Genomic DNA, 11894 nt, shown 5'->3' with positions numbered 1-11894 from the left:
TCTGGCTCGTGGTCGGATGGGACAGCCGTCAGGACTTGTCGTCCTTACTGTCACCGCTGTCAGCGCTGTCCTCCGCAGCCTCCGCCGGTTCGTTCCCGGCGTCTGTCGCGGACGCGTCGGCAGCCTCCTGCGACGCGCTCTCGGCCGGAGCAGACTCACTCTCCGCCGCAGCGGGCGCGGATGCGGCCCTCTTTGCCGCCGTGCCAGCGTCGGCACCACCGGTGTCGCCGCCACCCACCTGGCCCTGGACCAGCTCGATCACGGCCATCGGCGCATTGTCACCCTTGCGCGGACCGATCTTCGTGATCCGGGTGTAGCCGCCCGGCCGATCGGCGTAGTAGGGACCGATCTCCGCGAACAGGGTGTGCACGATCTCCTTGTCACGGATGACCGCGTGCACCTGCCGGCGGGCGTGCAGATCGCCGCGCCGCGCCTTGGTGATCAGCTTCTCCGCATACGGCCGCAGCCTGCGCGCCTTCGTCTCCGTCGTTGTGATCCGGGCGTGCCGGAACAGCGACGTCGCGAGATTGGCCAACATCAGCCGCTCATGTGCCGGGCCGGCGCCGAGGCGAGGGCCCTTGGAGGGCTTGGGCATTGCTGGTTCTCCTTCCTGCACCGGCCGTATGAGGTACCGGAGTCAGTGGTGGGGACGTTCCCCGATGAAGGGACCCCTCGTAGCAACCGCTGGGATGAGGGGCCCCTTCATACGAAAGCGATCCTGCGTGAACGACCGCCCTACGTACGGCCGTATCAGTACTGCTCGGTCTCGGCGAAGCTTTCTTCTTCCTCGTCGAAGTTGTCGACCGCGGCACTCGGGTCGAATCCAGGCGCGCTGTCCTTGAGCGCGAGGCCCATGCCGGACAGCTTCTGCTTCACCTCGTCGATCGACTTGGCGCCGAAGTTGCGGATGTCGAGCAGGTCCTGCTCGCTGCGGGAGATCAGCTCACCCACCGTGTGGATGCCCTCCCGCTTCAAGCAGTTGTACGAACGGACGGTGAGGTTGAGGTCCTCCACCGGCAGCGCCAGGTCGGCGGCGAGCTGCGCGTCGACCGGCGACGGGCCGATCTCGATGCCCTCGGCGTCGACGTTGAGCTCGCGTGCCAGCCCGAACAGCTCGACCAGCGTCTTGCCCGCACTCGCCACCGCGTCCCGCGGCCGCATCGACGGCTTGGTCTCGACGTCAACGATCAGCTTGTCGAAGTCGGTCCGCTGCTCGACCCGCGTCGCCTCGACCTTGTAGGTGACCTTGAGCACCGGCGAGTAGATCGAGTCGACCGGGATCCGGCCGATCTCCGCGTCCACCCGCTTGTTCTGCACCGCCGAGACGTAGCCGCGGCCGCGCTCCACGACCAGCTCCATCTCGAGCTTGCCCTTGCTGTTGAGCGTGGCGATCTGGAGGTTCGGGTTGTGCACCTCGACACCGGCCGGCGGCGCGATGTCGGCAGCGGTCACCTCGCCCGGGCCCTGCTTGCGGAGGTACATCGTCACCGGCTCGTCGTGCTCGCTGGAGACGACCAGCTCCTTGAGGTTCAGCACGACCTCGGTGACGTCTTCCTTGACGCCCGGGATCGTCGAGAACTCGTGGAGGACACCGTCGATCTTGACGCTGGTGACAGACGCTCCGGGGATGGACGACAGCAGCGTCCGCCGGATGGAGTTGCCGAGCGTGTAACCGAATCCCGGCTCGAGGGGCTCGAGCACGAAACGCGAGCGGAAGTCGTTGACAACCTCTTCGGCGAGAGTGGGACGTTGTGCGATGAGCATTGTTGTTTCCTTTCCGCGGCGCCCGCCATATGACGCCAACGAATGAATGACCTGCGGGAGGTTCGTAGCCCGCCGGTCGACTCCTTTTCGGGTTCCCCACGAAATCGCGGAGCTTGCGCAGCGATCTCGTGAGGTGGAATCAGACCTTCGAGTAGTACTCGACGATCAGCTGCTCTTGGAGCGGAATGTCGATCTGCGCCCGGACGGGCACCTGGTGGACGAGGACCCGCAGGGTTCCCGGCAGGACTTCGAGCCAGCCGGGGACGGGACGCTCGCCATGGGTTTCGCGTGCGATCAGGAACGGTGTCGTCTCGCGCGACTTCGAGCGTACGTCGATCACGTCGTGCGCGCCCACCTGGTAGCTCGGGATGTTGACCTTCCGGCCATTCACCTCGAAGTGGCCGTGCACCACGAGCTGGCGTGCGTGCCGACGCGTGCGGGCGATACCGGCGCGGTAGATCACGTTGTCGAGCCGGCACTCCAGCAGCTGCAGCAGGTTGTCGCCGGTCTTGCCACCGCGGCGGTGCGCCTCTTTGTAGTAGCGGTGGAACTGCTTCTCGAGAATTCCGTACGAAAGCCGCGCCTTCTGCTTCTCCCGCAGCTGAAGGAGGTACTCGCTCTCCTTCGGCCGGCCACGGCCGTGCTGGCCGGGTGGGTAGGGGCGGCGCTCGAACGCCTTGTCGCCGCCTACCAGGTCGGTGCCCAGGCGGCGGGACTTCTTGGTCATCGGACCGGTGTAACGGGCCATCGCTCGTCGTACTCCTTAACCGCTAGTGGGGCTCAGACCCGGCGCCGCTTCGGCGGGCGGCAGCCGTTGTGGGGCACGGGGGTGACGTCCTGGATCGTGCCCACCTCGAGGCCGGTGGCCGTGAGGGAGCGGATCGCGGTCTCGCGGCCCGAACCCGGTCCGCGGACGTAGACGTCGACCTTCTTCATGCCGTGCTCCATGGCCCGGCGAGCGGCGGACTCCGCGCACATCTGCGCGGCGAACGGCGTGGACTTGCGCGAACCCTTGAAGCCGACCGTGCCGGCACTGGCCCACGCGATCACCGCACCCGTCGGGTCGGTGATGGTCACGATGGTGTTGTTGAACGTGCTCTTCACGTGCGCGTGCCCGAAGGCGATGTTCTTCTTTTCCTTGCGGCGCACCTTCTTGGCGGCGCCGGCTCTGCTCTTGGGAGGCATCTGGTGTACGAACTCCTAAAGATCGAGGGCCCTGGCCCCATCCGGCGAAACCACTGAGCAAACGCTGACGATTCCGCGGGAACGGGGACTACTTGCGGCCTGGCTTCTTCTTGCCTGCGACGGTCTTCTTGGGACCCTTGCGGGTGCGTGCGTTGGTCCGCGTGCGCTGACCATGCACAGGAAGACCGCGGCGGTGCCGGAGGCCCTCGTAGCAACCGATCTCGATCTTGCGCCGGATGTCGGCCGCGACCTCACGCCGGAGGTCACCCTCGACCCGGTAGTTGGAGTCGATCCAGTCGCGGAGCTTGACGATCTCTTCGTCACCGAGCTGGTGGACGCGTAGGTCCGGATTGACCCCGGTGCCCTCGAGTGTTGCCAGAGCCCGGGTCCGGCCGATGCCGAAGATGTAGGTGAGCGCCACCTCGATGCGCTTGTCGCGCGGGAGGTCGACGCCGACGAGGCGTGCCATGTGGGCAGGTGTCCTTTCGGTTGGCGGAGGTCTCATGCGCGCCGCGTCCCTGCCTGCCCTGGATCATTCGGTCCTCAGGTGGACCTCTTTCGATCCGGCAGGGCCCCGGCCTCCGTGCCGGGGGCAACACCACCACGACGTGTGCTGGTGAGCGGTCGCGCCATTTCTTTCGGCGGCTTCAGTTGTGGGGATGGTGACCTGCGCTGGTGTGCCGGTCGCCGCGGTCCTGGGCCGGTGGCGTCAGACGCTCAGCCCTGGCGCTGCTTGTGGCGCGGGTTCTCGCAGATCACCATGACCCGGCCGTGCCGCCGGATCACTTTGCACTTGTCACAGATCTTCTTGACGCTGGGCTGGACCTTCATCAGTGCTCTCTAGGCTCGGTGTTCTAGCGGTAGCGGTAGACGATCCGCCCTCGGCTCAGGTCGTACGGCGACAGCTCTACAACCACGCGGTCTTCGGGAAGGATCCGGATGTAGTTCTGTCGCATCTTGCCACTGATGTGCGCGAGGACCTTGTGCCCGTTTTGGAGCTCCACGCGGAACATCGCGTTGGGTAGCGCCTCCACGACCGTGCCCTCGATCTCGATGACACCTTCCTTTTTCGGCATGTCCTCCGCACTTCGCCTGGCTTGTGATCGTTGGGCGGGCGTCTGCTTGGCTGACATCCCGCTTCCGAAAGCCCTGCCCACGGCCCCAGGTCAGGCACAGACGTGCCACAGGGCAGAGCAAAGACCGACGTCGCAGTCTACGTCACGGGCGTCAGGATGCGAAATTGGGGCAATAGAGGGGTTCCTCGGCCGGGTGGCGCCCTGCCGCTCAGTCCCGGAACTGGCGGCGCGTCACCTCGATGGCCAGCAGCGTCGCGCCCCAGGGTCCCGCGACCCACGCCGGCCAGAAGTACTCCACATTGCCGTTGCCGACCGAGACCATCAGCCAGACGACGAGGTTGATGCTGACGGCACACGCCCAGATGGTCCACAGGACCGCCATCGCCTTGTCGCCCTTGGAGCGCTTGCGCACCTCCTGGGACTGAGCCGATTCGCGAGGTTCCTCGACGATCGCCGGAGTCTTGTGGGTACGCATGACCGGAATGTCGCGGACCAGTGGCTCCAGCTCGCCATAGGTCTGGGCGTCGTACAGCGCGTCCAGGCGATCCTGGAACTCCCCGAGGGACAGCCTGCCCTCCGCATGCGCGTCACGCAGGCGCGAGGCGATCTTCTCCCGATCACCGTCTGATGCACGCATTTCCGGTCCGTAAGGCACCGTCATATCTTGCCCTCTCAGGATCGCCCCGCGCATCCGGAAGCACCCTGACCCGCCCGGGGGGTCACCCCGACCCGGTATGCCCGCGCTTGGCCGGCCTGTCGCCGCGCAAATGACCACGCCGAGCATGCCTGCGGTAGCGCAGCCATGCGTCGGCACCTGGTTCGGGTTCCACCGGCCCGCTCAGCATGGTCATTTGCCGCCGGCGGGTGGGCCGCCAGCGGGTGGGGCTCCCACCTGAACGCCGAGCGCGGCGAGGCGCGCGGCACCGCCGTCGTGGGCGGTGAGGACCCAGGGGCCGCGCTCGGTGAGCGCCACCGTGTGTTCCACGTGGGCGGCGTACGACCCGTCGACGGTCACCACGGTCCAGTCATCGTCGAGGACGTCGGTCTCCAGCGAGCCGAGCGTGATCATCGGCTCCACGGCGATCGCCCATCCCGGCTGGAGCCTGAGACCCTTGCCGGGTTTGCCGACGTTGGGCACGTTCGGTGGCTGATGCATCTGGGTGCCGATGCCATGACCCACGTAGTCCTCGACGATGCCGTACGCAGCACCCGCCGACCGGACACCGGCCTCGACAGCGGCCGAGACGTCACCGAGCCGACCACCGACCCGCATCGCCGCCAAGCCACGCCACAACGCGTCCTCGCAGACCCTCGCCAACTCCTGGAGCTCCGCCGAGATCTCGCCCACGCCGACGGTGATCGCCGCGTCACCGTGCCATCCTTCGACGATCGCCCCGCAGTCGATGGACACCAGATCGCCGTCCCGCAGGACACGCTCGCCGGGGATGCCGTGGACCACCTCGTCATTGACCGACGTACAGATCGATGCCGGATAGCCGAGATAGCCCATGAACGACGGAACCGCCCCACGGGACCGGATCAGCTCCTCAGCCAGCCGATCCAGCTCTCCTGTCGTGACCCCCGGCGCCACCGCGTCGCGGAGCATCGCGAGTGTGTCCGCCACCACCAGCCCGGCCTTGCGCATGAGAGCGATCTCAGTGGGCTTTTTCAGTTGGACCTTGCGGTCGAGGAACAACGCCGTTCACCTGCCACTTCTCCCCCAGGCCCGCTGTTTCGCCACCGCTGACCCGACATCCACGCCAACCAAGCAGCGCGCGGGTGGGCGGGTGCTTGCCACGGCCGGTGCCTACGCGAGCGCCGCCAACACGCGCTCGGTGACCTCGTTGACCTCACCCATCCCCTTGACGATCACCAGGAGACCGCGCTGCGCGTACACCCCGAGCAAAGGCTCGGTCTGCTCGCTGTAGACCTCCAGCCGGCGACGGATCACCTCTTCGGTGTCATCCGTACGCCCGTCGGACTCCGCGCGACCCAGCAGTCGGCGGACGAGTTCGTCGTTGTCGACCTTGAGGACGAGGACCCGGTCGAGCTTGACGCCTTCGTCGGCGAGGATGTTGTCGAGCGTTTCCACCTGCGCCAACGTCCGCGGAAAGCCGTCGAGCAGGAACCCGTGCCGGGTGTCAGGTTCGTCGAGGCGGGCCCGCACCATGCCATTGATGATCTCGTCCGGCACCAGGTCGCCGCGATCGAGGTAGCGTCTGGCTTCGCGGCCGAGCAGGGTTTGGTCCTCGACGTTCTTGCGCAGGATCTCCCCGGTCGAGATGGCCGGGATCTCGAGCCGCCTCGCGATCTCTTTGGCCTGGGTCCCCTTGCCGGCGCCAGGGGGACCCATGATGAGCAGACGCATCAGCGCAGGAACCCTTCGTAATGCCGCTGCTGCAGCTGGCTTTCGATCTGCTTGACCGTGTCGAGGCCGACACCCACGACGATGAGGATGGAGGTACCGCCGAACGGGAAGTTCTGGTTGGCGCCGATGAGCACGAAGGCGATCAGCGGAATGAGGGAGACGACGCCCAGGTAGAGCGAACCGGGTGCGGTGATCCGGGACAGCACGTACTGGAGATACTCCTCCGTCGGCCGGCCGGCACGGATGCCGGGGATGAAGCCGCCGTGCTTCTTCATGTTGTCGGCCACATCCTTCGGGTTGAACGTGATGCCCACGTAGAAGTACGTGAACGCCACGATCAGCAGGAAGAAGCCGATCATGTAGACGGGGTGGCTGCCTCGTGCGATGTTGGCGTTGACCCAAGCCGCCCACGGTGCAGTCGGGTCGAACTGCGCGGCCAGCACGGGCAGATAGCTCAGGCTGGACGCGAAGATCACCGGGATGACGCCCGCCTGGTTGACCTTGAGCGGGATGTAGGTCGAACTTCCGCCATAGGCGCGGCGGCCGATCATCTTCTTGGCGTACTGCACCGGGATCCGGCGTTGCGCCTGTTCGACGTAGATGACGGCGCCCATGATGACCAGACCGATCGCCATCACGACGAAGAAGATGCCCCAACCCTGCTGCTGGCGGATCGCCCACAGCGACGTGGGGAAGGCGGCGGCGATCGACACGAAGATCAGGATGGACATGCCGTTGCCGACACCGCGGTCGGTGATGAGCTCGCCGAACCACATGATGACGCCGGTACCGGCGGTCATCGTGATCACCATCGTGACGAGCGTGAGGATGCTGTCGTTGGGGATCAACGTCTCGGTGCAGCCGGGGAACATCTGACCCGACCGGGCCAGCGCCACGATCGTCGTCGACTGCAGGACCGCCAGTCCCATGGTGAGGTACCTGGTGTACTGCGTGATCTTCGTGGTGCCGGCGTGGCCTTCCTTCTTCAGCGCCTCCAGCCGCGGGATCACCACCGTCAACAGCTGGATGATGATGCTTGCCGTGATGTACGGCATGATCGTCAGCGCGAAGATCGACAGCTGCAGCAGCGCCCCGCCCGAGAACAGGTTGAGCATGCCGTAGATGCTGTTGCCGCTACCCCCCTGCAGGACCGGGTTGAGGCAGCGCTGCACCGCCGCGGCGTCCACGCCGGGTGTGGGCACGACTGAACCGACCCGGAACAACGCGATGATGAAGAGCGTGAAGAGCAGCTTCTTGCGCAGGTCCGGCGTCTTGAACGCGTTGACGAACGCGGTGAGCACCCAGTCCTCCTGCGTACCGCCTCGAGGGGCGGGTAGTTATGGTCGGAGGACCTACCGGCTGTCCATACGACACCCTGCCCGGTCCCCTGACGCCTTGTTCGGAAAGGTACAGCCGAAGTTACAGCCGGACGATACTGCCTCAGGACTTTACAGGCCGACCCGCGACCACATGACGCTTGGGGCGCCTCTGTGCCGGTCTGGCGGGCCATATGGCACAGAGCGCCCCAGTTGTCGCCGATCTCTTGGACTACCCCTTCGTGACGGTGCCGCCCGCTGCGGTGATCTTCTCCGTCGCGCTGGTCGAGAACGCGTCGGCGGTCACCTCCCATGAGGCGCTCGCGTCGCCGGTGCCCAGAATCTTGACCGGACGCCCGGAACGGACCGCGCCCTTCGCAGCAAGGTCCTCCGCCGTCACCTCGCCGCCGTCGGGGTAGAGCTCGGCGAGCTTGTGCAGGTTGACGACCTGGTACTCGACCCGGTTGCGGTTGGTGAAGCCACGCATCTTCGGCAGTCGCATGTGCAACGGCAACGCGCCGCCCTCGAGCCCGACCGGGACGCTGCCGCGGGCCTTGCTGCCCTTGGTGCCGCGCCCCGCGGTCTTGCCCTTGCTGCCTTCACCGCGTCCGACCCGGGTCCGTGGTGTCTTCGCCCCGGGCGCGGGACGCAGATGATGGACGCGGAGCGGACGGCTGGCCTTGCCGCCAGTCGCGGCACCTTCGTCCGCGGCGTTCTTCGTACTGGACTGGGTAGCCATCGTCAGTCGACCTCCTCGACCACGACCAGGTGGGACACCTTCGAGATCATGCCGCGAATCTCCGGCCGATCCTCCTTGACAACCACGTCGTTCAGGCGCTTGAGACCGAGCGAACGCAGGGTGTCCCGTTGGTTCTGCTTGCGGCCGATCCTCGACCGCACCTGACGAACCTTCAGACGTCCGGCCATCAGGCAGGCACCTCCGCCCGGGCGCGCAGCAGCGCCGCCGGCGTGACGTCCTCGACCGGCAGGCCACGGCGTGCCGCCACCATCTCCGGCGACTCGAGCGCCCGCAGTGCGGCGACGGTCGCGTGCACGATGTTGATCTGGTTGGACGAGCCGAGCGACTTCGACAAGACGTCGTGGACGCCGGCGCACTCCAGGACTGCCCGCACCGGTCCACCGGCGATCACACCAGTACCAGGCGACGCCGGACGGAGCAACACGACTCCGGCGGCCTTCTCGCCCTGGATCGGGTGCGGGATCGTGCCCTGGATACGCGGCACCTTGAAGAAGTGCTTCTTCGCCTCCTCGACACCCTTGGCGATGGCGGCCGGCACCTCCTTGGCCTTGCCGTAGCCGACGCCGACCGTGCCGTCGCCGTCGCCCACCACGACGAGCGCGGTGAAGCTGAAGCGACGGCCGCCCTTGACGACCTTCGCGACACGGTTGATCGACACGACCCGCTCGATGTACGCGGTCTTGTCCGCGGAGCCGCCCCGACGTTCGTCCCGGCGGTCCCGGCGGTCACCAGAGCCGCTACCGCGGCGCTGCTGGGGTCCAGCCATGGTTACCTCATCTCTCCTGGTCGAACGTCAGAACTCGAGCCCGGCTTCGCGGGCAGCGTCGGCGAGCGCGGCGATTCGGCCGTGGTACTGCCGGCCGGCGCGGTCAAAGACCACCGCGGAAACACCCGCGGCCTTCGCCCGCTCCGCGAGCCGCGCGCCCACCTCGCGGGCACGTGCGGTCTTGTCGCCGTCGTGGGAACGCAGATCCGCTTCCAGCGTCGACGCCGACACCATCGTGTGGCCCAACGTGTCGTCGACCACCTGGGCCACGACATGGCGCGCCGAACGCGTCACGACGAGCCTTGGGCGGGCCGGCGTACCGGAGACCTTCTTGCGTACCCGCAACTGCCGGCGCAGCCGCGCCCGCGTCTTGGGACTGGTGGTCTTGTGGGTGCTGAGACTGGCGGCCATCGTTACTTACCAGCCTTTCCGACCTTGCGGCGGACCTGCTCGCCTTCATAGCGGATCCCCTTGCCCTTGTAGGGCTCGGGCTTCTGCAGCTTGCGGATGTTGGCGGCCACCTCACCGACCTGCTGCTTGTTGATCCCGGAAACCGAGAACCTGGTGGCGGACTCCACGGCGAACGACACCCCGTCTGGCGCGTCGAAGATGATCTCGTGGCTGTAGCCGAGCTTGAGCTCGACCTGCCGCGGACCCCTCGCCAGGACGCGGTAGCCGACGCCGACGATCTCCAGCTTGCGCTCGTAGCCCTGCGTCACGCCGATGATCATGTTGTTGACCAGCGTACGGGTGAGGCCGTGGAGCTCCTTGCTCTTGCGTTCGTCGTCGGGCCGCCTGACCTCTATGTTTTCGCCCTCGCGTTGCACCGTGATCGGTGCCGCCACCGTGTGCGCGAGGCTGCCCTTCGGGCCATTCACCGTGACCGTCTGACCGTCGATCGCCACGTCGACGCCCGAAGGCACCGGGATGGGGAGCTTGCCGATGCGAGACATGCGGTGTCCTTCCTCCTTCCCGTACTCGTCACCACACGTAGGCGACGACTTCGCCGCCCACGCGTCGCTTGCTGGCCTGGCGGTCGGTGAGCAGGCCCTGCGACGTCGAGATGATCGCAACACCCAGACCACCGAGCACCTTGGGTAGCCCCGTCGACTTGGCGTACACCCGCAGGCCAGGCTTCGAGATCCGCCGGATGCCCGCGATCGAACGCTCCCGGTTGGGACCGAAGCGCAGCTGCACCACCAGCGTCTTGCCGACCGCACCGGGCTTCGGCTCCTCGACCCGCCAACCGGCGATGTAACCCTCCTGCTGGAGGATCTCGGCGATGCCCGCCTTGAGCTTGCTATAAGGCATCGCGGCATCGTCGTGGTAGGCCTGGTTGGCGTTGCGCAGACGGGTCAACATGTCTGCGATCGGATCCGTCATGCTCATAGGACTGGCCGCTTTCCCGCCGCGGTTTCCGACCACTCGGACCTGCGGCGACTAGAAGGGTCGTACATCGGCGTCACGTCGGGTCTCACCAGCTGCTCTTGGTGACACCGGGAAGCTCGCCCCGGTGCGCCATCTCGCGCAGGCAGATCCGGCACAGGCCGAACTTGCGGAACACCGCCTTCGGGCGCCCGCAGCGCTGGCAGCGGGTGTAGGCGCGCACCGCGAACTTCGGCTTCGCCTTCGCCTTGTTGATCAGGGCGGTCTTAGCCACGTCTGGACTCCTTGCTTCTGCGGGCCCGTTACCGGGCGCTCGTCCCCGAGGCGAACGGGAACCCGAGCTCGGTGAGGAGGGCGCGACCCTCTTCGTCATTCGATGCGGTCGTGACGACGGTGATGTCCATGCCACGGGACCGGTCGATCTTGTCGGGATCGATCTCGTGGAACATCACCTGCTCGGTGAGACCGAACGTGTAGTTGCCGCGGCCGTCGAACTGGCGGGGCGAAAGGCCCCGGAAGTCACGGATCCGGGGCAGCGCCAGCGACAGCAGCCGGTCGAGAAACTCCCACATCCGGTCACCGCGCAGCGTCACGTGGGCGCCGATCGGCATGCCCTCGCGGAGCTTGAACTGGGCGATCGACTTCCGGGCTCGGGTGACCGCCGGCTTCTGGCCGGTGATCGCGGTGAGGTCGCGGACGGCGCCATCGATCACCTTGGAGTCGCGGGCGGCGTCGCCGACACCCATGTTGACGACGATCTTCGCGACCGTCGGCACCTGCATCGGGTTGCCGAAGCCGAACTGCTTGCGGAGCTGACCCGCGATCTCGTTCCGGTACCGCTCCTTGAGCCGGGGCAGTGCCTTGCGTTCGGTGGTGGCAGCTGTCATCAGATCTCCTCGCCGGTCTTCCGAGCGATGCGTACGCTGCGGGAACCGGTGTACGTGGTGCCGTCGGCGCGACGCTTCTCGACCTCACGCCGCTCGTAACCGACCCTGGTGGGCACCTTCTTGCCGTCGACCTCGACGAGCAGCGTGACGTTGGACGCCGGGATCGAAGCTTCCTGCGTCACGATGCCACCGGTCGTGCCCTGGCGGCCCTGCGACTGGACGACCTTCGTGTGCCGCTTCACGCGGTTGGCACCTTCGACGAACACCCGGCCACGCGTGGTGTCGACGTCGATGATCTTGCCCTCGACGCCGCGATCACGGCCGGTCAGGACACGTACGACGTCGCCCTTCTTGACGTGCAGGCCCTTCTTGCGCGACTGAGCCAT

20 protein-coding genes are annotated in these 11894 nt (G+C 66.7%); all 20 read right to left on the bottom strand.

Annotated features, from left to right (window positions below):
• Nucleotides 1-28 precede the first annotated feature (28 nt).
• The 20 genes from rplQ to rplX all read right to left on the bottom strand — a co-directional run bounded on the left by rplQ (nt 29) and on the right by rplX (nt 11894).
• Nucleotides 29-595 carry a 50S ribosomal protein L17 gene (rplQ, locus tag ABNF93_RS06645; RefSeq protein WP_349326773.1) on the bottom strand — a complete coding sequence of 189 codons (567 nt, stop codon included), beginning with the start codon at nt 593-595 and terminating at the stop codon, nt 29-31.
• Between the two features lie 155 nt (nt 596-750).
• A complete protein-coding gene (locus tag ABNF93_RS06640; protein ID WP_349326771.1) occupies nt 751-1764 on the bottom strand; it encodes a DNA-directed RNA polymerase subunit alpha in 1014 nt (337 codons plus the stop codon).
• A gap of 139 nt (nt 1765-1903) precedes the next feature.
• Complete coding sequence (gene rpsD / locus ABNF93_RS06635; protein ID WP_349326769.1) at nt 1904-2512, bottom strand: 30S ribosomal protein S4; 609 nt, start codon at nt 2510-2512, stop codon at nt 1904-1906.
• Nucleotides 2513-2544: 32 nt separating this feature from the next.
• Nucleotides 2545-2949 carry a 30S ribosomal protein S11 gene (gene rpsK, locus ABNF93_RS06630; RefSeq protein ID WP_349326767.1) on the bottom strand — a complete coding sequence of 135 codons (405 nt, stop codon included), beginning with the start codon at nt 2947-2949 and terminating at the stop codon, nt 2545-2547.
• Nucleotides 2950-3037: 88 nt separating this feature from the next.
• Nucleotides 3038-3418 (bottom strand): 30S ribosomal protein S13, encoded by a 381-nt coding sequence (rpsM, locus tag ABNF93_RS06625; protein WP_349326765.1) that lies wholly within the window; start codon nt 3416-3418, stop codon nt 3038-3040.
• Between the two features lie 248 nt (nt 3419-3666).
• Nucleotides 3667-3780, bottom strand: coding sequence for a 50S ribosomal protein L36 (gene rpmJ, locus ABNF93_RS06620; RefSeq protein ID WP_020575560.1), 114 nt, complete (start codon nt 3778-3780; stop codon nt 3667-3669).
• 23 nt (nt 3781-3803) lie between these two features.
• Nucleotides 3804-4025 carry a translation initiation factor IF-1 gene (gene infA, locus ABNF93_RS06615; protein ID WP_349326762.1) on the bottom strand — a complete coding sequence of 74 codons (222 nt, stop codon included), beginning with the start codon at nt 4023-4025 and terminating at the stop codon, nt 3804-3806.
• A 208-nt stretch (nt 4026-4233) separates the two neighbouring features.
• A complete protein-coding gene (locus ABNF93_RS06610; protein ID WP_349326761.1) occupies nt 4234-4662 on the bottom strand; it encodes a DUF1707 SHOCT-like domain-containing protein in 429 nt (142 codons plus the stop codon).
• Between the two features lie 210 nt (nt 4663-4872).
• Entirely contained in the window at nt 4873-5721 is an 849-nt protein-coding gene (gene map / locus ABNF93_RS06605) for a type I methionyl aminopeptidase (RefSeq protein WP_349326759.1), read from the bottom strand.
• A 111-nt stretch (nt 5722-5832) separates the two neighbouring features.
• On the bottom strand, nt 5833-6393 hold the full coding sequence (locus ABNF93_RS06600) for an adenylate kinase (protein ID WP_349326758.1): 561 nt from the start codon (nt 6391-6393) through the stop codon (nt 5833-5835).
• Entirely contained in the window at nt 6393-7694 is a 1302-nt protein-coding gene (secY, locus tag ABNF93_RS06595; protein WP_349326756.1) for a preprotein translocase subunit SecY, read from the bottom strand. Before secY ends, ABNF93_RS06600 begins: the two co-directional genes overlap by 1 nt.
• A gap of 247 nt (nt 7695-7941) precedes the next feature.
• Nucleotides 7942-8448 carry a 50S ribosomal protein L15 gene (gene rplO, locus ABNF93_RS06590; RefSeq protein ID WP_349326755.1) on the bottom strand — a complete coding sequence of 169 codons (507 nt, stop codon included), beginning with the start codon at nt 8446-8448 and terminating at the stop codon, nt 7942-7944.
• Between the two features lie 2 nt (nt 8449-8450).
• Nucleotides 8451-8636 carry a 50S ribosomal protein L30 gene (gene rpmD / locus ABNF93_RS06585; RefSeq protein WP_349326753.1) on the bottom strand — a complete coding sequence of 62 codons (186 nt, stop codon included), beginning with the start codon at nt 8634-8636 and terminating at the stop codon, nt 8451-8453.
• Nucleotides 8636-9235: a 30S ribosomal protein S5 gene (rpsE, locus tag ABNF93_RS06580; protein WP_349326751.1), complete on the bottom strand. Its 600-nt coding sequence runs from the start codon at nt 9233-9235 to the stop codon at nt 8636-8638. Before rpsE ends, rpmD begins: the two co-directional genes overlap by 1 nt.
• Before the next feature lie 27 nt (nt 9236-9262).
• The gene (rplR, locus tag ABNF93_RS06575) at nt 9263-9646 is read right to left on the bottom strand and encodes a 50S ribosomal protein L18 (RefSeq protein ID WP_349326749.1); all 384 of its coding nucleotides are present in this window, start codon (nt 9644-9646) and stop codon (nt 9263-9265) included.
• Nucleotides 9647-9648: 2 nt separating this feature from the next.
• The gene (gene rplF, locus ABNF93_RS06570) at nt 9649-10188 is read right to left on the bottom strand and encodes a 50S ribosomal protein L6 (RefSeq protein ID WP_349326748.1); all 540 of its coding nucleotides are present in this window, start codon (nt 10186-10188) and stop codon (nt 9649-9651) included.
• 28 nt (nt 10189-10216) lie between these two features.
• On the bottom strand, nt 10217-10624 hold the full coding sequence (gene rpsH, locus ABNF93_RS06565) for a 30S ribosomal protein S8 (protein ID WP_349326746.1): 408 nt from the start codon (nt 10622-10624) through the stop codon (nt 10217-10219).
• Between the two features lie 85 nt (nt 10625-10709).
• Entirely contained in the window at nt 10710-10895 is a 186-nt protein-coding gene (locus ABNF93_RS06560) for a type Z 30S ribosomal protein S14 (protein ID WP_192751518.1), read from the bottom strand.
• Nucleotides 10896-10923: 28 nt separating this feature from the next.
• Nucleotides 10924-11508 carry a 50S ribosomal protein L5 gene (rplE, locus tag ABNF93_RS06555; RefSeq protein WP_349326745.1) on the bottom strand — a complete coding sequence of 195 codons (585 nt, stop codon included), beginning with the start codon at nt 11506-11508 and terminating at the stop codon, nt 10924-10926.
• Nucleotides 11508-11894 (bottom strand): 50S ribosomal protein L24, encoded by a 387-nt coding sequence (gene rplX / locus ABNF93_RS06550; RefSeq protein WP_349326744.1) that lies wholly within the window; start codon nt 11892-11894, stop codon nt 11508-11510. The genes rplE and rplX overlap by 1 nt, the downstream gene beginning before the upstream one ends.

Source organism: Actinopolymorpha sp. B9G3 (genome assembly GCF_040120725.1).
Classification (GTDB): domain Bacteria; phylum Actinomycetota; class Actinomycetes; order Propionibacteriales; family Actinopolymorphaceae; genus Thermasporomyces.
This window is presented reverse-complemented; position numbering and strand designations above follow the sequence as displayed.

Bases quoted from the DNA above. Each gene is read 5' to 3' on its own strand.
- rplQ (WP_349326773.1), bottom strand. From the start codon at position 595: ATGCCCAAGCCCTCCAAGGGCCCTCGCCTCGGCGCCGGCCCGGCACAT.
- rpsH (WP_349326746.1), bottom strand. From the start codon at position 10,624: ATGAGCATGACGGATCCGATCGCAGACATGTTGACCCGTCTGCGCAAC.
- rplO (WP_349326755.1), bottom strand. From the start codon at position 8,448: ATGGCTACCCAGTCCAGTACGAAGAACGCCGCGGACGAAGGTGCCGCG.
- rplE (WP_349326745.1), bottom strand. From the start codon at position 11,508: ATGACAGCTGCCACCACCGAACGCAAGGCACTGCCCCGGCTCAAGGAG.
- rpsK (WP_349326767.1), bottom strand. From the start codon at position 2,949: ATGCCTCCCAAGAGCAGAGCCGGCGCCGCCAAGAAGGTGCGCCGCAAG.
- rplX (WP_349326744.1), bottom strand. From the start codon at position 11,894: ATGGCTCAGTCGCGCAAGAAGGGCCTGCACGTCAAGAAGGGCGACGTC.
- rplR (WP_349326749.1), bottom strand. From the start codon at position 9,646: ATGGCCGCCAGTCTCAGCACCCACAAGACCACCAGTCCCAAGACGCGG.
- rpsE (WP_349326751.1), bottom strand. From the start codon at position 9,235: ATGGCTGGACCCCAGCAGCGCCGCGGTAGCGGCTCTGGTGACCGCCGG.
- ABNF93_RS06640 (WP_349326771.1), bottom strand. From the start codon at position 1,764: ATGCTCATCGCACAACGTCCCACTCTCGCCGAAGAGGTTGTCAACGAC.
- ABNF93_RS06600 (WP_349326758.1), bottom strand. From the start codon at position 6,393: ATGCGTCTGCTCATCATGGGTCCCCCTGGCGCCGGCAAGGGGACCCAG.
- rpsM (WP_349326765.1), bottom strand. From the start codon at position 3,418: ATGGCACGCCTCGTCGGCGTCGACCTCCCGCGCGACAAGCGCATCGAG.
- rpsD (WP_349326769.1), bottom strand. From the start codon at position 2,512: ATGGCCCGTTACACCGGTCCGATGACCAAGAAGTCCCGCCGCCTGGGC.
- infA (WP_349326762.1), bottom strand. From the start codon at position 4,025: ATGCCGAAAAAGGAAGGTGTCATCGAGATCGAGGGCACGGTCGTGGAG.
- rplF (WP_349326748.1), bottom strand. From the start codon at position 10,188: ATGTCTCGCATCGGCAAGCTCCCCATCCCGGTGCCTTCGGGCGTCGAC.
- ABNF93_RS06610 (WP_349326761.1), bottom strand. From the start codon at position 4,662: ATGCGTGCATCAGACGGTGATCGGGAGAAGATCGCCTCGCGCCTGCGT.
- rpmJ (WP_020575560.1), bottom strand. From the start codon at position 3,780: ATGAAGGTCCAGCCCAGCGTCAAGAAGATCTGTGACAAGTGCAAAGTG.
- rpmD (WP_349326753.1), bottom strand. From the start codon at position 8,636: ATGGCCGGACGTCTGAAGGTTCGTCAGGTGCGGTCGAGGATCGGCCGC.